General features: G+C 43.6%; 27 protein-coding genes. 10 read left to right on the top strand and 17 right to left on the bottom strand.

The genetic code is table 11. The annotated features are described in order from the left end of the window. Positions 1–70 precede the first annotated feature (70 nt). The gene (locus tag JS40_RS05195) at positions 71–1,528 is read left to right on the top strand and encodes an aminoacyl-histidine dipeptidase (protein WP_034258906.1); all 1,458 of its coding nucleotides are present in this window, start codon (positions 71–73) and stop codon (positions 1,526–1,528) included. Between the two features lie 49 nt (positions 1,529–1,577). Here the strand turns inward: JS40_RS05195 and JS40_RS05190 are convergent, their stop codons facing one another. The 3 genes from JS40_RS05190 to JS40_RS05180 are packed head-to-tail and all read right to left on the bottom strand — an operon-like array spanning position 1,578 to position 4,259. Further along, positions 1,578–2,684, bottom strand: coding sequence for a peptidylprolyl isomerase (locus tag JS40_RS05190; protein ID WP_034258904.1), 1,107 nt, complete (start codon positions 2,682–2,684; stop codon positions 1,578–1,580). A gap of 8 nt (positions 2,685–2,692) precedes the next feature. After that, positions 2,693–3,247, bottom strand: coding sequence for a gliding motility-associated peptidyl-prolyl isomerase GldI (gene gldI, locus JS40_RS05185; protein ID WP_034258903.1), 555 nt, complete (start codon positions 3,245–3,247; stop codon positions 2,693–2,695). Continuing rightward, positions 3,237–4,259 carry a DHH family phosphoesterase gene (locus JS40_RS05180; protein ID WP_034258902.1) on the bottom strand — a complete coding sequence of 341 codons (1,023 nt, stop codon included), beginning with the start codon at positions 4,257–4,259 and terminating at the stop codon, positions 3,237–3,239. The genes gldI and JS40_RS05180 overlap by 11 nt, the downstream gene beginning before the upstream one ends. Before the next feature lie 141 nt (positions 4,260–4,400). Here JS40_RS05180 and JS40_RS05175 point away from each other — a divergent pair, with 141 nt between their 5' ends. Beyond that, positions 4,401–4,820: a nucleoside-diphosphate kinase gene (locus JS40_RS05175; protein WP_034262116.1), complete on the top strand. Its 420-nt coding sequence runs from the start codon at positions 4,401–4,403 to the stop codon at positions 4,818–4,820. A gap of 83 nt (positions 4,821–4,903) precedes the next feature. On the opposite strand, the gene JS40_RS05170 is transcribed toward JS40_RS05175, so the two are convergent. Genes JS40_RS05170 through recF form a run of 3 tightly spaced genes read right to left on the bottom strand, consistent with a single transcriptional unit; the run spans position 4,904 to position 6,746 of the window. Then, a complete protein-coding gene (locus tag JS40_RS05170; protein WP_034258900.1) occupies positions 4,904–5,197 on the bottom strand; it encodes a DciA family protein in 294 nt (97 codons plus the stop codon). A gap of 6 nt (positions 5,198–5,203) precedes the next feature. Next, positions 5,204–5,629: a lipocalin family protein gene (locus tag JS40_RS05165; RefSeq protein WP_034262113.1), complete on the bottom strand. Its 426-nt coding sequence runs from the start codon at positions 5,627–5,629 to the stop codon at positions 5,204–5,206. A 25-nt stretch (positions 5,630–5,654) separates the two neighbouring features. Then, the gene (gene recF, locus JS40_RS05160; RefSeq protein ID WP_034258899.1) at positions 5,655–6,746 is read right to left on the bottom strand and encodes a DNA replication/repair protein RecF; all 1,092 of its coding nucleotides are present in this window, start codon (positions 6,744–6,746) and stop codon (positions 5,655–5,657) included. Positions 6,747–6,894: 148 nt separating this feature from the next. Here recF and JS40_RS05155 point away from each other — a divergent pair, with 148 nt between their 5' ends. The 7 genes from JS40_RS05155 to JS40_RS05125 all read left to right on the top strand — a co-directional run bounded on the left by JS40_RS05155 (position 6,895) and on the right by JS40_RS05125 (position 13,084). After that, positions 6,895–7,662, top strand: coding sequence for a tetratricopeptide repeat protein (locus JS40_RS05155; RefSeq protein ID WP_034258897.1), 768 nt, complete (start codon positions 6,895–6,897; stop codon positions 7,660–7,662). After that, entirely contained in the window at positions 7,663–8,160 is a 498-nt protein-coding gene (ribH, locus tag JS40_RS05150; protein WP_034258896.1) for a 6,7-dimethyl-8-ribityllumazine synthase, read from the top strand. It begins immediately after the preceding gene. A 105-nt stretch (positions 8,161–8,265) separates the two neighbouring features. Next, the gene (locus JS40_RS05145) at positions 8,266–8,556 is read left to right on the top strand and encodes a hypothetical protein (protein ID WP_034258894.1); all 291 of its coding nucleotides are present in this window, start codon (positions 8,266–8,268) and stop codon (positions 8,554–8,556) included. Then, on the top strand, positions 8,556–10,400 hold the full coding sequence (mutL, locus tag JS40_RS05140) for a DNA mismatch repair endonuclease MutL (RefSeq protein WP_034258893.1): 1,845 nt from the start codon (positions 8,556–8,558) through the stop codon (positions 10,398–10,400). The genes JS40_RS05145 and mutL overlap by 1 nt, the downstream gene beginning before the upstream one ends. Next, the gene (locus tag JS40_RS05135; protein WP_034258890.1) at positions 10,401–11,150 is read left to right on the top strand and encodes a rhomboid family intramembrane serine protease; all 750 of its coding nucleotides are present in this window, start codon (positions 10,401–10,403) and stop codon (positions 11,148–11,150) included. A gap of 2 nt (positions 11,151–11,152) precedes the next feature. Beyond that, complete coding sequence (locus tag JS40_RS05130) at positions 11,153–12,028, top strand: rhomboid family intramembrane serine protease (RefSeq protein ID WP_034258888.1); 876 nt, start codon at positions 11,153–11,155, stop codon at positions 12,026–12,028. Positions 12,029–12,031: 3 nt separating this feature from the next. Next, positions 12,032–13,084 carry an endonuclease/exonuclease/phosphatase family protein gene (locus JS40_RS05125; protein WP_034258887.1) on the top strand — a complete coding sequence of 351 codons (1,053 nt, stop codon included), beginning with the start codon at positions 12,032–12,034 and terminating at the stop codon, positions 13,082–13,084. Here JS40_RS05125 and JS40_RS05120 read toward each other — a convergent pair. From JS40_RS05120 to JS40_RS05095, 6 genes are all read right to left on the bottom strand, one after another. After that, complete coding sequence (locus tag JS40_RS05120; protein WP_034258885.1) at positions 13,081–13,707, bottom strand: WbqC family protein; 627 nt, start codon at positions 13,705–13,707, stop codon at positions 13,081–13,083. The two genes, JS40_RS05125 and JS40_RS05120, sit on opposite strands and share 4 nt — an antisense overlap. A 104-nt stretch (positions 13,708–13,811) precedes the next feature. Continuing rightward, positions 13,812–15,392, bottom strand: coding sequence for a signal peptidase I (lepB, locus tag JS40_RS05115; RefSeq protein WP_034258883.1), 1,581 nt, complete (start codon positions 15,390–15,392; stop codon positions 13,812–13,814). Positions 15,393–15,428: 36 nt separating this feature from the next. Further along, positions 15,429–16,133 (bottom strand): 4-hydroxy-tetrahydrodipicolinate reductase, encoded by a 705-nt coding sequence (gene dapB / locus JS40_RS05110; protein ID WP_034258882.1) that lies wholly within the window; start codon positions 16,131–16,133, stop codon positions 15,429–15,431. Next, positions 16,130–16,711, bottom strand: coding sequence for a DUF5683 domain-containing protein (locus tag JS40_RS05105; protein WP_034258881.1), 582 nt, complete (start codon positions 16,709–16,711; stop codon positions 16,130–16,132). Before JS40_RS05105 ends, dapB begins: the two co-directional genes overlap by 4 nt. Next, positions 16,701–17,600, bottom strand: a complete 900-nt coding sequence (locus tag JS40_RS05100; protein WP_034258879.1) for a ParB/RepB/Spo0J family partition protein — start codon at positions 17,598–17,600, stop codon at positions 16,701–16,703. The genes JS40_RS05105 and JS40_RS05100 overlap by 11 nt, the downstream gene beginning before the upstream one ends. 6 nt (positions 17,601–17,606) lie before the next feature. Next, positions 17,607–18,371, bottom strand: a complete 765-nt coding sequence (locus tag JS40_RS05095) for a ParA family protein (protein ID WP_034258878.1) — start codon at positions 18,369–18,371, stop codon at positions 17,607–17,609. A 218-nt stretch (positions 18,372–18,589) separates the two neighbouring features. On the opposite strand from JS40_RS05095, the gene JS40_RS05090 reads away from it, so the two are divergent. Continuing rightward, positions 18,590–19,762: a hypothetical protein gene (locus tag JS40_RS05090; RefSeq protein WP_233273939.1), complete on the top strand. Its 1,173-nt coding sequence runs from the start codon at positions 18,590–18,592 to the stop codon at positions 19,760–19,762. A gap of 148 nt (positions 19,763–19,910) precedes the next feature. Here JS40_RS05090 and JS40_RS05085 read toward each other — a convergent pair whose 3' ends face one another. Genes JS40_RS05085 through JS40_RS05065 form a run of 5 tightly spaced genes read right to left on the bottom strand, consistent with a single transcriptional unit; the run spans position 19,911 to position 25,225 of the window. Beyond that, positions 19,911–20,792 carry an SDR family oxidoreductase gene (locus tag JS40_RS05085; RefSeq protein WP_034258875.1) on the bottom strand — a complete coding sequence of 294 codons (882 nt, stop codon included), beginning with the start codon at positions 20,790–20,792 and terminating at the stop codon, positions 19,911–19,913. 49 nt (positions 20,793–20,841) lie between these two features. Then, a complete protein-coding gene (locus JS40_RS05080) occupies positions 20,842–21,396 on the bottom strand; it encodes a GNAT family N-acetyltransferase (protein ID WP_034258873.1) in 555 nt (184 codons plus the stop codon). Next, complete coding sequence (gene scpA, locus JS40_RS05075) at positions 21,396–23,525, bottom strand: methylmalonyl-CoA mutase (RefSeq protein ID WP_034258871.1); 2,130 nt, start codon at positions 23,523–23,525, stop codon at positions 21,396–21,398. The genes JS40_RS05080 and scpA overlap by 1 nt, the downstream gene beginning before the upstream one ends. Further along, positions 23,518–24,894 carry a methylmalonyl-CoA mutase subunit beta gene (locus tag JS40_RS05070; protein WP_034258870.1) on the bottom strand — a complete coding sequence of 459 codons (1,377 nt, stop codon included), beginning with the start codon at positions 24,892–24,894 and terminating at the stop codon, positions 23,518–23,520. Before JS40_RS05070 ends, scpA begins: the two co-directional genes overlap by 8 nt. Next, positions 24,887–25,225, bottom strand: a complete 339-nt coding sequence (locus tag JS40_RS05065; RefSeq protein WP_316932506.1) for an FtsB family cell division protein — start codon at positions 25,223–25,225, stop codon at positions 24,887–24,889. Before JS40_RS05065 ends, JS40_RS05070 begins: the two co-directional genes overlap by 8 nt. Position 25,226 lies beyond the last annotated feature (1 nt).

The following is a 25,226-nucleotide window of genomic DNA, read 5'->3' as shown; positions in this document are numbered from 1 at the left end:
TATTCTGTTTTTAGAATCTTTCATAAAAGTAATAAAAGCTTGTAACTTTGTGCTAAATTTTAAAAATACTATGAACGAAGCAATAAAAAATCTGGAACCAAAAGCCGTTTGGAAGAATTTTGCCGATCTGAATGCGGTACCTCGTCCTTCTAAAAAAGAAGAACGCGTGATCGCCTTTATGAAAGACTTCGGAAAGCGATTGAAGCTGGAAACTGTGGAAGATGAAGTGGGGAATGTGATCATTCGAAAGCCTGCCACGCCCGGTATGGAAGATCGCCAAGCAGTGGTGATGCAGTCACATTTAGATATGGTGCATCAAAAGAACAATGATACACAATTCGATTTCGACACCCAAGGTATTGATATGTATGTAGACGGAGATTGGGTTCGGGCCAAAGGAACTACTCTGGGAGCCGATAACGGTTTGGGTGTCGCTACCATCATGGCTATTCTTGAAAGTGACAATATAGCACACCCGGCACTGGAGGCATTGTTCACTATCGATGAGGAAACGGGAATGACCGGTGCCATGGGATTGAAAGGCGGATTGTTGCAAGGGGATATTCTTCTAAATCTCGATACTGAAGAGGATGACGAAATAGGAGTAGGGTGTGCCGGCGGCGTCGATGTGACTGCCACCCGAACGTATGATGAGCTGGTTGGTCCTTCAGCATCCGAAACCTGGGTTGTTGCCGTAAAAGGATTACAGGGCGGGCATAGTGGTATGGATATTCATAAGGGACTTGGCAATGCAAACAAATTAATGAACCGTTTGCTATACGCCACCCGGGAATACCTTCATATTCATGCTATCCATGGGGGTAGTTTGCGTAATGCCATTCCCCGAGAAAGTGAAGCATGGGTCGTGGTTGCTTCGGAAAAGGAAAAAGATTTCAGATCGGCCTTTAACGCTCAAAAAGAGGCAATACTTTCAGAATATAAAGAGCTGGAGCCCGGTTTGAAGATCACTATAGAAGCAGCTTCATCTTCAGCAGAAAAGGTAATGGACAAAACCCATCAAGAAGAACTGCTAAACGCTGTTTATGCCGCACATAATGGTGTGTACCGAATGAGTCCGGCGATTGAAGATCTGGTAGAAACCTCGAACAATATTGCGAAGATCACTGTTGCAGATGGTAGAATTAAAATTGAATGTTTAACGCGCTCCTCTGTAGCTTCTTCGAAAAATGATTTAGCCAATACATTAAAAGCTACGTTCGAGTTGGCAGGTTGTGATGTGAAATTTTCCGGTTCCTATCCAGGCTGGGCACCTAATATGGACAGTCCTATTTTAAAAGTTATGGACGAACTGTATACAAAACTGAATGGTGAGAAAGCTCACGTTGCTGCTTGTCATGCCGGGTTGGAATGCGGCATTCTTGGTCAGCATTATCCGGATATGGATATGATCTCATTTGGCCCGACCATAAAAGGAGCTCACTCCCCGGATGAGCGTGCCAGTATTTCTTCCACGCAAAAATTCTGGGAATTTGTTCTGGAAACCTTAAAGAACATTCCGAAGAAATAACGATGTATACCATTAAAAAAGCCGCTTTTTTAAAGCGGCTTTTTTATTTTTATTCTGCGGTGCCTACCAATTCCAGTTCAAAAACCAGATCGGTATTAGGTGCGATCGTTGGCGGATACCCTCGTTCTCCATACGCCAAATGCGAAGGGATAAAGAGTGTGATCTTATCGCCCGTTTGCATGCTCAACAACCCTTCTCTAAAACCTGGGATCAATCGGGCATCAGTGCTGTAAACTGTAGTGACCGGCGCATATTGTCCGGCCGCTTTTCTGCCTTCATCAACGGTGTTGTATCGTTCAGCTACTTCAAGTATATTCGAATCGAACAATCTTCCATTCTCGAAATAACCTGCATAATTCATAAGAACTTCGCTTCCCTCTTTCGGTTTTGGACCTTCTCCTTTTTCATTGTAGTAGATCATAATACCGGAAGGTAGTGTTTCGGCTTTTTCTTTAACTTCATCCAATTCTTGTGCTTTTACCTTGGCGATCTTATTGAGCGCTTCTTCCTTTTCCAGCTTTTCCTTTTCTATGGTTTCCATTTGTGTAGTGAAGTTGGGAACTTTCGCACCCTTTTTAACGATGATATTCACCTCTTGCATTACAACGGGATCTACCGGTTTGTCGCCTGGCTTGGTGGTTTCTACCTGGCCTATGGCGTCCACGATCTCTTGTCCTATGACTATTTCCCCAAAGACCGTATGCTTATTGTCCAGCCAGGGTGTTTCTTTTAAAGTGATGAAGAATTGGCTGCCATTGGTAGCAGGGCCTGAGTTGGCCATGGAAAGGATTCCTTTGGAATCATGTTTTAAGCTGTCCACAAACTCATCCGGAAAACGGTAACCCGGATTTCCACTCCCATCACCTTTTGGGTCTCCTCCTTGGATCATAAAATCTTTGATCACACGATGAAATGTGAGACCGTTGTAGAATTTCTTTCCTTTATATGTAGAATCCACCATGCTGTTATTTCCTTCGGCAAGTGCCACAAAGTTGGCTACCGTAAGCGGAGTGGCCTCATGATGTAGCTTTGCTACAAAGGTTCCCTTGTTGGTAATAAATTCAGCATACACCCCTTTTTCAAGATCGGGGTATTTATCTTCGCAGGCGGCGAAAGACAGGGTTACTAATAATAAGAGCAATGTGATTTTTTTCATAGGTTCTATTAATTTTCTTTTGGTTCTTCTATTGATTTTAACGTAACTGTACTTTGCACCGGTATATTGGTGCCAAGTTTATCTTCAATGCCATAATAGCCAAATGCTTTATACGAGGGAAAGAGAAAGGTAACCTGTTCACCTTCTTTCATTAGTTTTATTCCGTCACGAATCCCGGAGATCAATTCTTGATTGGTTTGGTCTACGATATAGGTCTGTAGTCCGTTCTCTTCTTCCGAAAGGATCGTAGTGCCTCCAAGATCTTTAATGTCGAATGTGAAGGTTACTTCATCTCCAAATTCGGGCATTTTAACACTTACGGTGTCTTTAACATTGTAAAAATACCAAAATCCACTTTCTGAAGCAATGTAATCCCGTTCGGGATTTGCTTTCATGAGTTTGGTGATACGGGCTTCTTCTTTCTGAAAGATCTTTTTATTCCGTTCGGCCGATTCCTTTATAAAACTTCCGGACTTCTGTTGCACGGGGCGTCGTGCTTCAGGAGTTTTACATGCCGAGAGGCTTAATGTTAAGAAAGCCAGTATAAGTAGGTTACGATACATGAGTAAGTTCGTTTTTATAGCTAGGCAAGATACTAATAAATTCAGTAATTGTTTCATTCAAGGATTTTGAACTTCTCCCTCCGGCGGCATTGATATGACCGCCACCGTTATAGTGATTGCGGGCAAAGTCGTTTACAGAGAAGGTCCCTTTGCTTCTAAACGACATCTTTACGATGCTTTCCTGTTTGTTCTCGATAAAGATCACGGCAAAATAGATCCCTTGAATGGATAAGGCATAGTTTACGAAACCTTCGGTATCTCCCTTTTTGAAGTTATGTGCATCCAATTCCTGTTGTGTCAATGTGATGTAGGCGGTATGCAAATCCGGTAGGATAGTGAGGTTGTTCAATGCTGTTCCCAGTAGCTTCATCCGTTCGGGGCTATTGGTATCGTAAACCGCTTCGTGGATTTGTGCATTGGAAGCCCCGGCTTCCATAAGTTTGGCGATGACCAAGTGTGTCACTGCCGTAGTCGATGGAAATCGGAATGAACCCGTGTCGGTCATAATTCCGGTGTATAATTGTGTGGCAATGGTCTCGCTCAACTTGTCCAATCCATCCAAAGCTTCCATAAAGTGATACACCATCTGTGAGGTAGAACTCATGGAAACATCGCTGTAAGTAGCAATGGCATAATCATCGGGGGCTTGATGGTGATCGATCATGACAAAAGCTGCCTCGCTTTCTTTGAGGATGTGCTGAAGGTCACCAGTGCGGTCTAAGCTGTTGAAATCCAGAGTGAATATCACATTTGCTTCAGAGATCAATAGTGCACTACGAGACGTATCTTTTTCGTGAATGACCATCTGGTCGCAACCCGGTAGCCATTTTAAAAAATCGGGAAAATCGTTGGGCATCACCACGGTTGTTTCATGACCTAATTGCTTCAGAAAATTTGCAAGAGCCAAGCTGGAGCCCACGGCATCACCGTCGGGATTCTTATGGCCAATGACCACTATTTTTTTTGGTGTTTCCAGTAGTTTTTTAACTGTAGACGTTGTTTCGGCATTCATAGGCTGCGAAGATACAATTAATTCGCATTTTTGACTTCAGCTACCTTAAAACACTTCCGAAGTGCATAGCGTATTAAACTATTGTAAATAACTTGTTTTTGTAGCTAAATGGGTTACTTTTGCACAAAATTTAAAAAAACCATGCGAACAAATAGAACGTTTACAATGTTAAAGCCCGACAGTGTTGAAAAAGGACACGTTGGTGCTATTTTGGAAAAGATAAATGCTGCCGGTTTTAGGATCGTAGCCATGAAATTAACGCAGATGACCACGGCCGATGCCAAGGCTTTTTATGCGATCCACAAGGAACGCCCTTTCTTTGGTGAGTTGGTAGAATATATGACCCGAGGTCCTATTGTTGCTGCCATCCTTGAAAAGGACAATGCAGTGGAAGATTTCCGTACCCTTATTGGTGCTACCAATCCGGCCGATGCCGCCGAAGGGACTATTCGTAAATTGTACGCGGCTTCTATTGGAGAGAATGCGGTACACGGAAGTGACAGCGATGAGAATGCTGCCATCGAAGGCGCATTCCATTTTTCGGGTAGAGAGATGTTCTAGAGCATTTTTAAAAAATAAGAAGACTGTATAAAAATTAGTGCTTAACGACAAGGCTTACTAGTTTTTTATACAGTCTTTTTTTTTTACCGAAGGATGAGTTTCTTTATCAACGTTTTTCCCATGTGCTCATTGAGCAATCTAATGATCTTTTCTTTTCCGTAGCTCAACTCCTCACGCAGCACCGAAGAACTCAAGGAAACATAGAGCGTGTCGCGGTCCAGCTGTACCTGCAAGGTGTATTTGTCTATTGTTTCACCCATAACAGCATGCCAGGCATCTTTTACCGAGACCTTGTCTAATCCGGACTGAAGACGATTCGCCTCAATAAAATTTTTGAGGACATCACCCAGGGTATTTTCTCCATCTCGTTTGGCCATACTTTTTTATTCTGAAAGATTAAACCCCCGATAGCGTCGGTAGGTGTATTCCTTTTGATCTCGGTTCTTTACTTTTAACACGCTATCCTTGACAAATACTACTGTTTCCTTCCAGCTGTCGAAGGCAGTATTGTAATGGATACGTAAACTATCGTCTTCAATGATTAACTGAAATTTTTCCGACGAATCGGTCACCGCAAAACTGCCGTCAAATTTTGGCGCAACCTTTTTTCGAACCCCGCTGTCACCGGTTACCTCAATAAAATCGATCAAGGGACTCATTCCAAAATCGCGTTTTGTCCCGTCTGCCAAGGTCACCGATGCTATCTCCCAATATCCTTCCAGCAGTTCTTTTTGTTCTTCGGGTGTCTGTGTGTTGCATGCAGCCATGAGCAACATAAGTGAAAGGATACAGAGTAAGGTTGATTTCATGGTTTGAATGTTATGCCGCATACAATTATTGATCCGTTCCCAAGGGGAACATTTTATAGGTTTGATGCACTTTTTTCACTACTTCTTCTGTGCGGCTGGCATGCGTGTCGCTTATAAACAATTGTCCAAAATCTTCGTTATCGACCAAAGTGATGAGGTGCTCCACGCGCCGCTCGTCCAATTTATCAAAAATATCATCCAATAACAAAATAGGCGTTACGTTGCTCTGCGATTTTATAAAATCGAATTGCGCCAACTTTAATGCGATCAAGTACGATTTTTGTTGACCCTGCGAGCCAAATTTCTTGATGGGATGCCTGTCAATTTCAAAAAGAAGATCGTCCTTATGGATTCCGAAATTGGTATACTGAGTGACCTTGTCTTTGGTTAGATGCTCTTGAAAAAGGTCTATCAACGGCTTATCTTGTAACTGGCTGGTGTAGGTAAGTGAGACGGTTTCACTACCGCTGCTGATCGATGCATATCTTTTTAAGAAAATAGGAGTGAATGCTTCTAAAAATTCGGTCCGTTTCTCGTAGATGGGCGTGCCAAGTGCGTGCAATTGTTCGTTGTATATCTCAAGTGTATCCCGGTTAAACGTATTGTTGACGGCAAAATACTTTAAAAGTGAATTACGCTGAAGCAATACCTTGTTGTAGTTGATCAATTGCTGTAAGTAATGCGAATCTCCCTGCGAGATCACACCATCCATGAATTTCCTTCGCGTTTCGCTTCCTTCAATAATAAGGTCTCTGTCGGCCGGGGAAATAATAACCAGAGGCAGGAACCCTATGTGTTCACTAAATTTATCGTAGGCCTTTCCGTTGCGCTTGATAAGTTTTTTTTGTCCGCGCTTGGCGCTCACCACGATCTTTTCGTCGTGTTCTTTCTTCTTGTAAAGCCCTTCTACTACAAAGAATTCTTCGCCGTGACGAATATTTTGTGTGGTGATGGGATTGAAGTAGCTCTTACCAAAGGAAAGGTGATAGATCGCATCGAGCACATTGGTCTTTCCTATACCATTATTTCCAACAAAACAATTGATTTTAGGATCGAAGGAAAAGCTTTCCGATTCAAAATTCTTGTAGTTTAATAATGACAATGATTGTAAATGCATGCGAATGAGACTGGTATGATTTAGAGTTTGGGTGTCAACTTTTCAGAAAAAAATCAAAAAGCAGGTTGCAAATTATCGAAAAATAAGGAATCTTTTCCCTTTTAAATTCTAATAAAAATTTTATTTTTGCGCTTCAATAAAGAAATCTATGGCAACCTACAAGAAAAGAGGTGGTAAACCGAAAACAAAAGTTGAGAAACAATCTCAACTAGAAGAGAACAGTACAACAGCAGAGGTATTCAATACCTTAGATGAAGGTGCTTCCAGAACCGAGGCCTGGGTAGAAAAGAACCAAAAGTATATTCTTATTACTGTTGGTGCTGTAGCTGTGTGTGTGTTAGGTTATTTAGGATATCAGCAATTTATCCAAGGTCCCAAAGAAAGTGAGGCCATGAACGAGATGTATCAAGCTCAGGCTTATTTCGAGCAGGCTTTGACCGCAACTTCGAAGGATTCTCTTTATAACCTGTCCCTAAACGGTGGTGAAGGTAAATACGGTTTCTTGGACATTATCGATAATTACGGTGGGACGCCGGCAGGGAATCTTGCAAGTTATTATGCGGGAATGGCGTACATCAATACAGGAGAATATCAAAAAGCGATCGATCATTTGGACGATTTCAAAAGTGACGATGCGATGCTCGGTCCCTTGGCCAAAGGTGCTATTGGCGATGCGTTCGCTCAATTGGGACAACCCGACGATGCGTTAGGGTATTATGAGAAAGCGGTTTCATTAAGCGATAATGAGGTGACAGCACCCCGTTTTCTTCTGAAAGCCGGTTTAACGGCCATGAATCTTAACAAATTTGATGTGGCGTTGAAACATTTCAACCGCATTAACGAAGAATATCCGAAATCGGCTGAAGCTACAAAAGCACAACTTTATATTGGTCAGGCCGAAGCAATGCAAGAATAGATGGCTACACACCATAAAAATTTATCAACTTACGATAAAGACACGATCCCAAACGCGAAAGACTTTCGGTTTGGGATCGTTGTTTCTGAATGGAACCATGAAATTACCGAAGGTATGTTTCAGGGGGCTTTTGACGCTTTAAAAGATTGTGGTGCGATCAACGATAATATTGTGCGATGGGATGTGCCGGGCAGCTTCGAACTTATTTACGGTTGCAAGCGCATGCAACAAAGCTACGATATGCTGGACGCCATCATAGCCATTGGAAGTGTGATCCAAGGGGAGACCAAACATTTTGATTATGTGTGTGAAGCCGTTGCACAGGGGATCAAAGACTTGAATGTGCAGAATAATATTCCTGTAATCTTTTGTGTACTTACCGATAATACACGCCAACAGGCGATCGACCGAAGCGGTGGTAAACACGGCAATAAAGGCACCGAAGCTGCTATCGCCGCCATTAAGATGGCGCAATTGCGTAAGGATTCCAAATTTTAAAATTTCAGAGCGGTTCCCGGTTCGGAACGATAATTGTTTACAAGAATGGACGGCAAAGTACTTCTAAAACTGCCGTAATTTAAGTACATTTGAAAACGATTAGTTATGGGAATTTTAAAAACACGCAAGAACAAAAAATTTAGTTATAATCCGCGTTACTACAAACACGAAGGCGACGGAAATCCTTTTGAGATAAGACATAAATTCGACGAATTTAGATCGACTGTAGGGTCTTCTCCCGGGTTGAAGGGAAAATTCAAGCATGCCTGGGAAGAACTCAGAGCCTCTAAGGATCGCGGTGTCAATAAACGCATTATCCTAATCGTGGCGGCTTTGGTCTTGCTATTTCTGTATATTATCGATTTCGATTTGTCCATATTTTTTCAGCAATACTAATGACTGATATCATCCAGCTTTTACCGGATCATGTTGCCAATCAAATAGCAGCCGGAGAGGTCGTTCAACGTCCCGCTTCTGTGGTCAAGGAATTACTGGAAAATGCCATAGATGCCGGGGCAACCAAGATAACGTTGGTGGTGAAGGATGCCGGGAAGACGCTCGTACAGGTCACCGACAACGGGATTGGGATGAGTGTGACAGATGCACGTCTTTGTTTTGAAAGACATGCGACCTCCAAGATCAAATCGGCCGATGATCTGTTCAACTTACACACCAAGGGGTTTCGGGGAGAGGCTTTGGCCTCTATCGCAGCCATTGCACATGTGGAGCTGAAGACCCGTACCGAAGCTTCGGAAGTTGGAACGAAGATTTGTATTGAAGGCAGTGAAGTGACCTCCCAAGAAGCAGCCGTAGTGCCTAAGGGGACTACCATTTCAGTAAAAAATCTATTTTATAATATTCCGGCGCGTCGAAACTTTCTTAAAAGCAATCCGGTAGAGACGCGGCACATCATCGATGAGTTCCACAGAGTTGCACTAGCGCATCCTCAAGTGGCCTTTTCAATGTTGCATAATAATGACGACGTGTTCAATTTACCGGCGAGTAATGCGCGGCAGCGTATCGTTAATATCTTCGGAAGTAAGACAAATGAAAAATTGGTCCCCGTTTCCGAAGAGACCGAGATCGTAAAAGTTGAAGGGTTCGTCATTAAACCACAGTATGCAAAAAAAAGTCGGGGTGAACAGTTTTTCTTTGTGAACGATAGGTTCATAAAGAGCCCGTACTTGCATCATGCGGTAAGCAATGCCTTCGAAGGACTGCTCAAGGATGGGTTGCAACCCGGTTATTTCCTGTTCCTTGCGGTGGACCCGCACTCCATCGATATTAACATTCACCCCACTAAAACAGAGATAAAGTTTGACGATGAGCATGCTATTTATGCCATGCTTCGGGCAACGATAAAGCATAGTTTGGGGCAGTTCAGTATTGCCCCTGTGTTGGATTTCAACAAAGATTCGGGCTTCGACACTCCCTATGATTACAGTAAGAAACAACCTGTCGCACCTACGATAGAGGTGGATAAGAACTTCAACCCATTTCAGAAGGAAAGCTTGCAGCGCAATAACTCCGCCGGCTACAAACGGGAGAAGGGTTCCTCCTGGGAATCACTTTATGTAGGACTGAAGCAGGAAGAAGGTGTCGTTTCGGGATTGGAGAATATCGAATTTGAAAGTGAAGAGGTAAGCGGACGCTTGTTCGATACGGCTGTGGATGTCGATGGACAAATCACCTTTCAGCTACATAATAAATACATTATTAGTCCCATTAAAAGCGGGATGATGGTGATCCACCAACACTTGGCTCACCAACGTATTCTCTATGAAGAATTACTGAAGAACATTACCCTTCAAGAAGCCGTTAGTCAACAGCTTTTGTTTCCGTTGACGCTCCATTTTTCGAATCCCGATCTGGAAATTCTTGAAAAGGTAAAGGAACAATTGGAACATACGGGCTTTGCTTTTTCAGAAATAGGGGGTGAACAACTTAGTATCAATGGTATTCCGGTAAATTTGCTAGAAAGTCAGGTAGGGGATGTGTTGGAGCGGCTTATCAATGATATCAAGGAAGAAGTACCGGATGCAGGCTTTAGCCAAAACGACCTGTTGGCAAAATCCATGGCAAAAAGTATGGCAGTTAGAACCGGAACTGCCTTGAACCGAAGCGAACAGGAACATCTGGTAAATCAATTGTTCGCTTGTAAGGAGCCAAGCATCGCTCCCAACAACAAACCGGTGTTGGTTACGTTTGATGTAACCGACTTCGATAAAAAATTCAATTAGATGGGAAGAATCACCGAAACTGTTAAAGTATTAATCATCATCAATGCGCTGTTCTTCATTGGCACGTTGTTGTCTGAAGATATTTCCTATCGGTTATTTTCCTTGTACTATTTTGAAAATCCGAACTTCAAGTTCTGGCAGCCGGTAACGCACATGTTCATGCACGGCGGCTTCATGCATATTCTATTCAACATGTATGCGCTTTGGGCCTTTGGTTCGCCATTGGAAATGCGATGGGGACGAAATAAATTTCTCTTTTTCTATTTCTCTGCCGGATTGGGAGCTGCCTTGATACATACACTGGTAGGGTACTTTCAGTTTCACAGCGGATTTGATACATTGAGTGCATTAGGCGCCAGTGACACAGAGATATGGGAAATGCTGAATAAAACCCTGGAACCCGGCAGTTGGCGGGATATTTCCAACGTAAGTAGTGAAGCTATGCAGCAGTTCTTTGGAGCATGGAATGTCCCTGCAGTAGGGGCTTCCGGAGCGATCTACGGGGTGTTAGTGGCCTTTGGCCTTATGTACCCCAATGTGGAACTGATGTTGATCTTCCTGCCCATACCCATTAAAGCGAAATATTTTATCCCGGCCTTGATCCTTTTGGACCTCTTCTCCGGCGTAACAGGTTTCTCATTGTTTGGGCAGAACATTGCCAATTGGGCACACATTGGAGGTGCATTGTTCGGCTTCATCATGGCATATTACTGGAAAAAGAATAGTTTTGATAACACACGCTGGTATTAACTATGGCTGCGAATAATCTATCGTATCAATTTAAAACGGCTTCGGTAGCGATCAAATTGATTGTTATCAATCTGTTGATCTTCTTAGTGGTGAATCTGGGCGCTTTCCTGTTCGATGTTCCGCGAGAACAATTAACAGCTTGGTTCGTACTTCCGGATTCCTTTGGAGAGTTCATACTGCAACCCTGGTCCTTCCTAACATATAGTTTTTTGCATTTTGGGTTTTGGCATTTGTTCTGGAATATGCTGTGGTTGTATTGGTTTAGCGGATTTATCTTAAATCTTTTCAGTGCCAAGCGATTCCTGGCAGTATATCTTTTGGGTGCCCTTTGCGGCGGACTCCTTTATGTGCTGTCCTATAATTTGTTTCCTGTGTTTACCAACAGCAGGGGTTATCTATTAGGAGCTTCGGCAGCGGTTACGGCCATTGTTGTATTTATAGCTACATATTCGCCAAATACCCAAGTTCGAATTATTTTCTTTACCGTAAAACTGTGGCATATCGCAGCGTTCTTTGTGATCAAGGATCTGGTTCAGCTTCCAACCTCAGGGAATGCCGGTGGATTGCTTGCCCATTTAGGTGGTGCCATATTAGGCTACGTGTATGCCTTACAACTGGCAAAAGGAAACGATATAGGGAAATGGTTTGAAACCCTTATGGACAGGGTAGCACAATGGTTCACGCCGCGTGCTAAAAAACCATTCAAAAAAGTACATCGTACAACACCGCATAAAACAGGACGTTCTAAAAAGACAGAAGACAAGTCCGGCTATCAGAAAAAAGTAGATGCCATATTGGATAAGATAGGAAAGAGCGGGTATGACAGCCTTACCAAGGCCGAAAAAGATTTTCTGTTCAAGGCAGGAAAAGAAGACTAACGAATGCGTTCAAAAAAGGGGCTATTACATTCGGTGATTTACTGGAGCAATATCATTGCTGTGATATTGCTGTTGGTCTCGTTTGTATTGCCGTACCTTAGGCCATCGGCTTTTCCAACGCTAGCGTTATTGAGTCTGGCGGTTTCTCCCTTATTGTTGCTCAATGTGTTATTCATGATCTACTGGATGTTTCGGGGGAAACGTACCTTTTTAATCTCGATGGTAGTATTGATCATCGCTTACCTTCATTTTAATCCGTTTTTTGAGTTTTCTTCGGAAGGGGATGCTTCAGAATATACGCAATCCCTGTCGCTGTTGAGCTACAATGTGCGCCTTTTCAATGCCTATGAGGAGGATCCTTCCGAAGGGGTTTCAGAAACAATAAACGCTATCATTCAAAACGATACACCGGACATCTTGTGTATTCAGGAGTATTACCGGGAAAGTACGTTCGATTTTTCAGAATATCCCTACCAATTCATTCATTTTAAAGACGGGAATAATAAACTGGGGCATGCGATTTTTTCAAAATTTCCGTTTGCGAAGACAGGCGCTTTCGATTTTGAAGATTCGCACAACAATACCTTGTTTGCCGATATTGTAAAAGGCCCCGATACGCTGCGTGTCTACAATCTGCATCTGCAATCGCTCGGGATCCTTCCCAGAGTAGAATATTTGCAGGAAGGGAATAAAGAGCGTTTACGTAAACGTATGTCACGGGCATTTGTAATGCAGGAAGAGCAAGCCGCAGCGATCCTTGCTCACAAAGCGATGTCGCCCTATCCGGTGATCATTAGCGGTGATTTTAACAACACCCCCTTCTCTTACGTATATAGAACCCTGCAGGAGGGAATGACCGATGCCTTTGTAGAACGAGGTTCCGGGATAGGAACTACTTTTAAATTTGACGGATATCCTATGCGGATCGATTATATTTTACCGGAAGCTTCGTTTGACGTACTGCGCTTTGAAACAATAAGAGATTCCTTTTCAGATCATTATCCGGTAAAGGCGACCGTGGGTTGGGGCGCTAAAAAAATGGAAGAAGACGATTAGATGAATGCTAGCTTTTGCTTTTCTAAATAATGAAGTGCATTAGGGCCTTCATTGCATAACAGGTCTAAGACCGAGAGATTGGGTAAAAAACCGTGGTGTGCTTCCAAAACCTGGGTATAAGGTTCCAGTTCATACTTCTTTTCTCTGCGGGCATTTACCATTTCCCGAAGATCCTGCTGCGCAGGAGATCTATAGTATTCGGTGGTGGTTGTAATGGGAACCTCCATGCCCAGCAGGTCGTGCAGCACCTTAAAAATACGCAGATTATGCGTCTGTAAACCGGCTACTTTTTCAGAAAAAAAAGGCGCCAGCTCATCTTCATAAAATTCAAAGAACGGAGAGGTTCGATAGGCAGTTTGAATCGATCTCCAATGCTGTTTCTGCCAATCGAAATCATTTTCAACCACTACATCTTTTGTCTTTTGTCTGTTTCCATCGGTAGCGTGTTTTACAGGGACATTAAGCAGTAGCCTGCCATTATTATGCGCTATGTAAGTGCGGTTGCGATAGGTTTGTTTCTGGTAGTTGTCTTCAAGCTCCAATACTACCGCATCAGCCTGTGCAGCAGCTGCCATCTGTGCGATGCATGGGAAATAGGTAGGATAGATGAGAATTTCTTTCATAAGTAATTCCTTGATTAGAGGCCTGCTCGAGGTCTTGTGATCATGCCGGTCGTAGTGAAAATACTTTGGTACGATACAACGGTGAGGCCATCCAATGCTATTATTTATCCTTTTTGTTTTTTTCTTCTTTTTCTGAAGAAATCAAACCCAAACCAAGCGATCACGGCAATAAGGAAATACTTAAAATAAGAGACCGGTTCACCGCTGCCACCCACCGTTGTGAACATACGCTCCCATCTAATTTTATTGGCAATACCTTTTCCATTGGTATTCCAGCTCATCCAGACGAAAACAGGTTTCCCAACCACATGGTTAAAGGGAACATATCCCCAGGTGCGCGCATCTTGGGAGTTGTTTCGGTTGTCTCCCATCATCCAATAGTAATCCATTTTAAAAGTATACTCGGTAAGTGCAGCACCATTGAGCATGATTTGTGTACCGGACTGTGTGATCTTGTTATCGATCCCTATTTCACTTCCCTCATAGACTTCAATAATCCTTTTATAGAAAGGCAGGCTTTCGGGTGTGATCGCAACTGTGGCTCCTGCTTTTGGAATGTAAATAGGGCCAAAGTGATCGTTGTTCCATTGATAATTTGCATCATAGGGAAAAACAGATTTGGTAAATTGTCCTTTTGGAGCGCCGGTTTTAACAATAGTGTCCAGATTGGGGTAATTCTTGAACTTCTCATATTCCTCATCGGTCATGTGTGTTTGAAACACTCTGTAAGATGGTGGATCGTCCAGGGGATAGAGGTCTGTAATGTTGTATTGCTCCGCAGCGAACTTTGGGTTCAAGGGCTTTGAGGTTGCAAACTGATAACCAAACTGTAATTTGGCGCGGTCCGGTAATTCGTTTTGCTGTCCGTTGATATACACATAGCCATCACGAACCTCCAGGGAATCACCGGGCAAGCCTACACACCGCTTTACATAGTTCGATTTCTTATCGATGGGTTTTTGCACGCTGCCTCGCATGGTTCCGGGGTTGATATCGATCAAGGTATCTACAGGCCAGCTAAACACGACAATGTCGTTGCGTTCTATCTCTTGAAATCCCGGAAATCTAAAGTATGGGATTTGAGGTTTAGGAAGGTAGGACCGTGTCTTGACCACAGGGATCGTATCGTGCACCATAGGAAAAGATATAGGCGTCATAGGTGCCCTCGCTCCATAATGATATTTGCTTACAAACAGAAAATCACCCACCAGTAATGTTTTCTCCAAGGAAGAAGTAGGTATCGTGAACGGCTGCATAAAGTAGGTATGCACAATGGTGGCTGCTACCACGGCAAATAAGATACTGCTTACCCATTCTCCTGTGGATGTTCTGGGCTTTAGACTTCTGTCCTTGATATGCACTACCTTTTGGGTGTAGTTCACATAGTAAATGTACAATCCTAACGTAATAAGCACGAATGCCGTATCGGAAGTACTGTTCCTTCCAAAGCTGCGCAGAGTTTCCACCCATACCACCGGAAACATGATGAGGTTTACAATGGGTACAAAAAGAAGGATGGTCCACCACCACGGTCTGTTGATAATCTTCATAAGGATCACTGCATTGTAAATAGGTATGGCAGCTTCCCATGCATGCCTTCCGGCAACCTTATATAATTTCCAAGTTCCTAAAAAGTGAACTATTTGTATCAGCAAGATAAACAAGAACCATTCTGTCCAACTCATATATGTATTTTTTCTGAAGGCTAGGCCTTTATTTAATTATTCGGTGATCTGAAGCACATCTTTCATGCTAAAAACACCCTTTTTCCCTTGCAGCCATTCCGCAGCTAGGATCGCTCCTTTCGCAAAACCGTCCCGGGTATGCGCCTCGTGTTCAAGTGAGACCGAATCAACTTCAGATTCGTACCGAACGATATGGGTGCCTTTCACGTCATCTATACGCTTTGCCGTGATGGTAATAGCGTCTTCCTTTTGTTCGTCCAATTTCCACATTTTCTTACCAGAATGCGTTAGCATTCCTTCTGCCAACGAGATGGCCGTACCACTTGGCGCATCTTTCTTTTGAGTATGATGGATCTCCTCGATCGATGCAATATACTCTTTCCATGGTGCAAATACCTTTGCGGCATACGCATTTATGCTGAAAAACAAATTTACTCCCACACTAAAGTTGGACGCATATATGAAGCTTGCGTTACGGTCTTCACAGATTTTTAATACTTCTTGATAACGATCCAACCAGCCGGTGGTGCCGGACACCACAGGAATATTGTGTTTAAAACAGTTGGTGATGTTTTCTACGGCTGCTTCAGGAGAGGAGAATTCAATAGCGGCATCGGCTTCGTCTAAATTCCCTTCCGAAGTACTGCTGGACTGTTTATAAACGATCTCATGCCCTTGTTCTTTCGCAAGCCGTTCGATGGTGTGTCCCATTTTACCATATCCCAATAGTGCTAATTTCATTTTAGATGATATTTTAGGGAAATTCCGTAGTTAGGATGCGAGTCGATGCGGTTCAACTCGAAATTGGGCTGTAGTGAAAGGTCATCGCTTACATTGAATTGTTTTAAGTGCGCATCCACATTTGCATCTACAATATTGACCAGATAGAACGCCAAAGCCACAATGATACTTACATCTTTATTTTTTTGTGCGGTGCGCTGTGCATCGATCAATCGGTCGGTAGAAATGCCTTGAAACTCATCGTCGGTAAATCCCGCCAATCTGCGCTTATACGCATCTCGAAATCGGTCGTAATCGTTGTCATTGTCAATATAAAAGTACACGCCCGTCGCTATCCCGGCATACACGATGGGAATTTTCCAGTATTTTTTATTGTACGCTTGTCCCAGTCCCGGAAGCACGGCAGAGTAGAACGCGGCCTTTGAAGGGGCCAACGGATTGTATGCTTCTTTAGGGGTATTGGTATTTTCAACGATCAACACTTTTTCTTCAGTGACTGAAAGTGAATCCGTAGTTTGGGAAAAAACAGTTCCTGAACATAGGAGAAATAAGAAGATATGGAGTCCCTTACGCTTCACTTTTAATTAGCTTGAGGATGCGTTGCAGGTCTTCCTTACTTTTAAACGGAACGATGAGTTGTCCTTTCCCCGAACCGGAAACTTTTACATCTACGTTACTGTCAAACAAAGCGGCAAGTTCTTTTTTAGCTTCCTTCGCAAAGGAAGGAACAGTTTTTTGTTTAGGCGTGTCGGTGTTGGCAGGCGACTTGTGTTTACGAACCAATGCTTCTGTATCGCGAACCGAAAGTTGTTGCGTTAAGATCTTTTCGTAGATCTCCAGTTGATCGTTGGTATCTTCGATATTGATGAGGGCACGACCATGTCCCATAGAAATGAAACCGTCACGCATTCCTGTTTGTACAATGGGATCCAGTTTTAACAGACGTAAATAGTTGGCAATTGTAGAACGATTCTTACCTACGCGATCACTTAATTCTTCTTGAGTGACCTCTATCTCTTCTATTAACCGTTGGTAGGAGAGGGCGATCTCTATTGGGTCCAGATCCTGACGCTGAATATTTTCCACCAACGCCATTTCCAGTGATTCCTGGTCGTTCGCTATACGAATATAGGCCGGGATGGTTTCTAATCCAATTAATTTTGAAGCGCGGAAACGTCGTTCTCCACTGACTAACTGGAATTTATTGAAGTCCATTTTCCGAACCGTAATAGGTTGGATGACCCCTAATTCCTTAATGGAAGAAGCTAATTCCCGAAGCGATTCTTCATTAAAACTGGTTCGAGGCTGAAACGGATTTACTTCTATGGTATCCAACTCCAGCTCTACGATACTCCCTACCACCTTGTCTGCATTCTTATCGGTTGCAGATCGTATATCGTTGGAAGGATCTTTCAGCAGCGCAGAAAGTCCGCGTCCCAAAGCCTGTTTTTTTGTTGCCTTTGCCATTAGCGCTTATAGATTTTTTTCAATTAATTCCTGTGCCAAACTTAAATAATTATTGGCTCCTTTACTGCCGGCATCGTAGCTAATTATACTCTCGCCAAAACTGGGAGCTTCACTTAAACGCACGTTTCGTTGAATGATTGTTTTGAATACCATCTCATCAAAATGTTTTTTAACTTCATCCACCACCTGATTTGAGAGTCGGAGGCGGGAATCGTACATGGTAAGCAACAAGCCTTCTATATCCAATTGCTCGTTGTGGATCTTTTGTACACTTTTAATGGTATTCAACAATTTTCCTAATCCCTCCAGAGCAAAATATTCGCATTGGATTGGGATGATCACACTATCTGCTGCGGTAAGAGCATTAAGGGTCAATAAACCAAGAGAAGGCGCACAATCGATCAAAATAAAATCGTATTCACCTTTAAGGTCCTGAATGGCCTTTTTCAACATCGATTCACGGTTCTCCTTATCCACCAGTTCAATTTCAATGGCCACAAGGTCAATGTGTGACGGAATGAGATCGAGATTGGGGGAACTGGTCTTTATAATTGCCTCTTTCGCTTTAATGGTATGTTCCAGCAATTGGTACGTGCCAATCTCCACATTCTCCACATCTATTCCCAGACCGGAAGTTGCATTGGCTTGAGGATCTGCATCTATCAGTAAAATTTTCTTTTCCAGCACGCCTAGTGAGGCGGCCAGATTAACTGAAGTTGTGGTTTTCCCTACACCTCCTTTTTGGTTTGCGATCGCAATTATTTTACCCATCAATTTCCTACAAGATTAAGGGTTAAAAATACGATTAATTATGCGGATAGAAAATGAATTTTGTTAACAGGAAGTAAACAGAAGAAGGAAGAGCTAACAGGCTTATTATTTGGGCCTTTCAGAAGGAGTTGAATAAGGGAAAAATTCGTTTCCCCTTAAAAGAAAACGCAGACTGCTTACAAAGATTGACATTTCCGTATCTTTATCCTGAAAAAGCAATGGCGTTGAAACGAATTAGGATATTTTCGGTGAAAGGTATGTTGATCCTGCTGATGACAGGCTTGGTCGTCGTGGCCATTGGGTATCACTCGCTGTCCAACCGGCACCAAGCGATTGTTAAGACCAAACTGCTTCATGCGTTTCGGATCATCGACCCCGATTGGGAGATCCGGCGAAACGATGCAGGGGTTGTTTTGGAGTCACCGGACCTGTTGGTTGATAATATCTATCAATCTATGGATGGGCCTCAGGCTATGCTAAACCTTGATCTTAACCCGGATGCGGCTGCAGTGAAATGGATCACGGGATTCAAGGCTGAAGTGTATCGCGAGGGCACGAACGTTCATAACAACGATTTTTTGTGTCACACCAACATCGACTTTTTTGATCCCATCCACTATAAGAATTTAAATTTTCCGCAGCGTATCAATGCGCAATACCCGCGTTTGGGCACTTTGTCCAATGGAATTAATGATCTGCAATTTCCTCAAGGATATGGATTTCCGGTAGCTGCTAACGATAAGTTCATTGTAGCATCCAGAACCCTGAACCATAATATCGAAGATGCCTTCTTTAAAGTGAAGCACCGCATTTCTTTCGAGTTCGCGCCGCCTCAAAGTCATTTAAAACCGTTAGTTCCAAGGGCACTTGTCCTATTACAGGACTACGACCGGGAGAACCCTTATAATCCAAATAAGAAGAAGGACCCTTCACTGTGTACGCCTATCGACCTCAAGAATCACTCGTTCTTAAATAAGGAAGGTGAGAAACTGTCGGCACATTGGATCTTACCCGAAGGAAACCATAGATACGAATTTGATGTCACCTACCAGTTAGAGTTGAAAGAAGACACAACAATCCATGCCATGGCCGCACATTTACACCCGCACGCACAGTCCTTTACGCTATATGATATTACAGAGGAAACTGCCGTGTATACGTTTGAATGTGAGAATTACAATAATAAAATCGGACTGAAAAAAGTACCGGTCTATGCAAGTGAGGAAGGCTTGACCCTGTACGCCGATAATAGTTACAAATTAATTCTGGAAACCAAAAATCCATCTGAAGGCTTCAGTGATATGATGGCGGTTCTCTTTGTGTATCTATACGACAGGGAAATGGATGATCATCTGAGATCGCAAAGGTCTCTGACTAGCGTCTTAGACTAGCTAAACTTCGAATTTCCGGGCTAACACAACCAAACCGAAACCTATACTTTTTGGAACGAATCATGGCAAGTGTTTTAATAACGCCAAAAACCTAAAAAATGGTTGCGCTGCAATTTATCCATTTTTATTTTTTGCCACCACGATACCTTTATTTGCTCTTTTTGGAACGTATCATGGCTTCGAGCATATCCCACATTTCGGAGGGGACATCTTCCAATAAATTCATTTGTCCGGCACCTTTAAGCCATTCTCCGCCATCGATGGTCACTACTTCGCCATTGAGGTAGGCAGAGAAGTCTGAGACCAGATACGCAGCTAAATTTGCGAGCTCCTGGTGGTCACCTACGCGTTTCAGAGGTACTTTTTTAGCAAGATCGAATTTCTCTTTCAAATCGCCCGGCAACAGTCGGTCCCAGGCTCCTTTGGTAGGGAAAGGGCCCGGGGCTATCGCATTGAACCGCATACCATATTTTGCCCATTCTACAGCCAGTGAACGTGTTAATGCCAGTACTCCTGCCTTGGCTGTGGCACTGGGAACCACGTACGCAGATCCGGTCCAGGCGTAGGTGGTTACAATGTTGAGTACCACCTTATTGGTTTCTTTTTGTTCTATCCAATGCTTTCCGAAAGCAAGTGTGCAGTTCTTTGTTCCTTTTAGAACGATATCGATAATGGTGTCGAAGGCATTGGCCGATAAGCGTTCGGTGGGTGAAATGAAATTACCTGCCGCATTGTTCAGTAAAACATCCACCTTGCCAAATTCTGCTACCGAAGCTTCAACCATGGCTTCCACTTCGTCATAATTTCGAACATCACATTGCACCGGAAGTACTTTTCCTCCGGTTTGCGCTTCGAGTTCTGCTTTGACATGCTCCAGTTTTTCAATATTTCGAGAAGTGATCACAACATTGGCCCCCAATTCAAGAAAATAGGTGGTCATCGATTTTCCCAGTCCGCTGCCGCCTCCGGTAACTACTATTGTTTTTCCTTTTAAAGCGTCGTCACGTAACATTTTCCCCGAGTAATTCATAAAGTGTATTTTAAATGTCTTGTAAAAGTAAGGTATTCTGTCATATATGTTATGCGTGCACAGCGTTTATTTCTGAACGTTGCTTTCGATAGGCGATACAATATTCAAATCGATCGTCATTGGCGAGTTTTGGATGTTCAAAGGTACCTGCATACGACATTCCGATCTTTTGCATTACTTTTTCTGAAGCGGTATTACCCTGAGCCGCGAATGCATATACTTCGTCTAACTGAAATGCCGTAAAGGCCGCATGCAGACACACCGCAGCTGCTTCGGAAGCATACCCCTTTCCCCAGGCAGATCGCTTTAAGCGCCAACCCATGTCGACGGCCGGAGTAAATTTGCTCTCCCAAGGCTGTTGCATCAATCCCGTAAAGCCGATAAACTCGTTCGTTTCCAGGAGGTCTACGGCAAAGTAACAATAGCCGTAGGTAACAAAATGATGTTGCATTCTTTCTATAAAAGCTTCAGATTCATCAAGGGACAAAAGTTTCGGAAGGTATCGCATCACCTCGGGATCGCGCCCCATTTCAGCAAAAGGAATAAGGTCAGACTGCTCCCAATTCCGAAGTCCGAGTCGTTGTGATCTAATGAGGTATTCCATTAATCAACCTCCGAATCCATTAATATCTGAAGCATTTCGATCGCGGCCACACTGATCTTGGTACCCGGTCCATACACCGCAACGGCTCCGGCATCGAACAGAAACTGATAATCTTGCGAAGGGATCACACCTCCAACGATCACCATAATATCATCACGACCGTAGCCTTTCAACGCTTCTATTACTTGTGGTACTAAAGTTTTGTGCCCGGCAGCAAGGGATGAGATCCCCAGGATATGAACATCGTTCTCGACAGCTTGTTTGGCAGCTTCGGCCGGGGTTTGGAACAAGGGGCCAATATCTACATCAAATCCTACATCGGCATAACCGGTAGCTACTACTTTGGCTCCCCTGTCGTGACCGTCCTGACCCATTTTTGCGATCATGATACGGGGACGACGACCTTCAGATTCTGCAAATGCATCCGCCATGGCTCTCGCTTTTTCAAAAGAAGGGTCTTTTTTAATTTCTTTACTATACACGCCGCTAAAAGATTTTATTTGTGCTTTATACCGTCCAAATTCGGCTTCAAGCGCATCACTTATTTCCCCCAAAGTCGCACGTAATTGCGCTGCTTCTACCGCTAAAGCTAGTAAATTTCCTTCACCTGTCTTGGCACATTGGGTTAATTTTGATAAGGCAGCGGCCACGGCTTCTGCATCGCGCTTGGCTTTTATGGAATCAAGGCGCTCTATTTGTGAAAGACGCACCTTCTGGTTGTCCACATCCAGTATTTGTAAGGGATCTTCCTTTTCTAAACGGTATTTGTTAACTCCAACGATCACATCCTGGCCACTGTCGATGCGTGCCTGTTTACGTGCGGCCGCCTCTTCGATCCGCAGTTTTGGAATACCGGCTTCAATTGCTTTGGTCATCCCGCCCAGGGCTTCTACTTCCTGGATGAGTGCCCATGCCTTTTCAGCGATATCGTTCGTTAGCTTTTCGACGTAATAACTACCGGCCCATGGATCTACTGTTTTCGTGATCATGGTTTCTTCTTGTAGGTATAGCTGTGTGTTTCTTGCAATACGAGCTGAGAAATCTGTAGGAAGGGCGATGGCTTCGTCCAGTGCATTGGTGTGAAGAGATTGGGTGCCTCCAAAGGCGGCCGCTGCGGCTTCAATACAAGTGCGCGCTACATTGTTGAACGGATCTTGCTCCGTCAAGCTCCATCCGCTGGTCTGGCAATGAGTACGAAGCGCCAGCGATTTGTCGCTTTTTGGCTGAAACTGCTTCACTAGTTTGGCCCATAACATTCGTGCTGCCCGCATTTTAGCGATCTCCATGAAATGATTCATCCCAATCGCCCAAAAGAAGGAGAGCCGGGGTGCAAAACTATCAATGTCCATTCCTGCTTTTAGACCGGTGCGAATATATTCCAAGCCGTCGGCAAGCGTGTACGCAAGTTCAATGTCGCAGGTAGCTCCGGCTTCTTGCATGTGATAACCCGAGATGGAAATGGAATTGAACTTTGGCATGTTTTGAGAGGTATATTCAAAGATATCGCTCACGATCTTCATGGATGGTGTAGGGGGGTAGATATAGGTATTTCGTACCATGAACTCTTTTAGGATATCATTTTGAATGGTCCCTGCCAGGGCTTCGGGTGCAACGCCTTGTTCACGGGCAGCGACTATGTAGAACGCCATTATAGGAAGTACGGCACCATTCATGGTCATGGAAACACTCATCTTATCCAGGGGGATCTCATCGAAAAGAATTTTCATGTCTTCTACGCTGTCAATGGCAACTCCGGCCTTTCCCACATCGCCCACAACACGAGGATGATCGCTGTCGTATCCTCGGTGTGTCGCCAGATCGAATGCAACCGATAAACCTTTTTGTCCGCCCGCCAGATTCCTTCTGTAAAAAGCATTGCTTTCTTCGGCAGTGGAAAAACCTGCATATTGTCGTATGGTCCAGGGTCGGCGCACATACATGGTAGCATAAGGCCCCCGGAGGTTGGGGGCAATTCCTGCCACAAAGTCCAAATGCTCCAGGTCTTCGATATCCTTAGGGGTATAGCGATTCTTTAGATTGATGTCTTCTGCTGTTTTAAAAGTTTCAGTGTTCTCAGTGTTGAATTCTGAAGCTTCCAAACGAAGGTGCTGTATGTTCTTTCTACTCATGGTCCAATCGTTGCTGTTCTACTTTTTCTGCTAACCGTTTTTCGATAATGGGCGCTAAGAGGGTTTTTCGGGCTTTGGTCTTGACAAAGGGGAAAAGCTCTATGGTATCCTTCATGCGGTCGTCAGGATGTTGTTGGATATTGGTGCCCACCAGTTTTAAGTCTCCGCTGTCGAACAAGGCTTGCTCTTTCTCTGCACTTTCCTTGATCTTGCGTTGTAAGGTCCCGTCTTTTAGTTGTGTTAGAAACCCACCGCCGGCTTCGATGGTTTTAAATACATCAAGTGCCTTTTGCGCCATTTCGGCTGTTAGTGATTCCAGATAATACGCGCCGTCTGCCGGATTACTTACGGCATCAAAATAACTTTCAGCTTTTAAGATAAGCAACTGATTGCGCGCTATGCGTTCTCCAAATTCGTTGCTTTTGTGATAGATGGCATCGTAAGCCATATTGCAGACCATATTAGCACCCCCTAAAACAGCACTCATACATTCGGTTGTGGTGCGCAGCATGTTTACATTGTAATCGTATAGTGTCTTGTTGCGCTTGGAAGGAGTTGCCATAATATGGCACGTTTCTGAAAGGCCGTATTCTTCAGCCAAGACAGCGTAAAGTTTTCTCAGGGCCCGGATCTTTGCGATCTCAAAAAAGTAATTGGAACCCACAGCCACTTGAAATGTTACGGTGGTTTGGGGAGCAAGCATTCCCTTTCCAGAAAGGTGATTGAGATATTCATGAGCGTGCGCCAGAGCGTACGCCAATTGCTGTACCATGGTGGCTCCTGCATTTTGATACAGACCACTATCGACACTTAAGATGTTAGCCGAAGGATCTTTTTGAAAGATGCTTTCGAGGATGGTATGATCCTGCTTCAGATTATGGTACCAATTTCCGGTACGGGCTAAATTCCCAACCAGATCAACGTTGTAGTAGACTACGGCCTTGTTGGCGTTGAGGTATTCTTTCAGCAGCAAAAGAAATGCTTCCGAAAGGAAATGCCATTCAAAATAAATAGGGGTAGTGTCGAAAGGAAATTCAGCAAAGACAGCAGGAATGTCAAATTCGTGTGCGGCTATAAAATAGACGGTCTCTGCACCTCTTTTAACAGCGTCCCGTGCAATGGTATTAGCGATCTTCTCGTCGTCTATAAAAACAGCTTGACCAATGGACCACGACTGCGGTGCGCCGGGAACAGCGCCAAACGGATGTGAGACATCATCTCCGTGATAAAAAGGCTTTACATCAATTCCCTCCGGACTGTTCCAGACCAAGGTTTCATTATAATCGGCTCCTTTTAACTCATACTGGATCTTCTGTTTCCACTGTTTGGCAGAAACCGGATCAAATTTGTCAAACAAAAATTTACTCATTCTTTTTCTTTTCTTGAATACTGTCCTCGTGTTCAATAAGGAAAATATCTTCGTTCTCTTTCTTCAAATAATATTTTTCACGGCCAAACTTCTCGATCTCATTGCTGTCTTGCATCTTTTCAATAAATGCCTTGTCGGTATTGATCTCATTCTGGTAGAATTCCTTGTTTTCCTCCAGAGCATCAATGTCGTCGTTGAGTTCCTTGTGGATAAGAAAGGAATTGGTATCAAAAAAAAGCATCCAGACCACAAAGAACAACAGGATAAGTACATAGGTGCTGCCCAATATCTTTATCCATCTTTTATTTTTTATTTCTGAAAACTTCATCATA

Source organism: Altibacter lentus (assembly GCF_000746845.1).
GTDB classification, from domain to species: domain Bacteria; phylum Bacteroidota; class Bacteroidia; order Flavobacteriales; family Flavobacteriaceae; genus Altibacter; species Altibacter lentus.
Note: the sequence above shows the minus strand (reverse complement) of the source record. Positions and strands in the feature narration are given on the sequence as shown.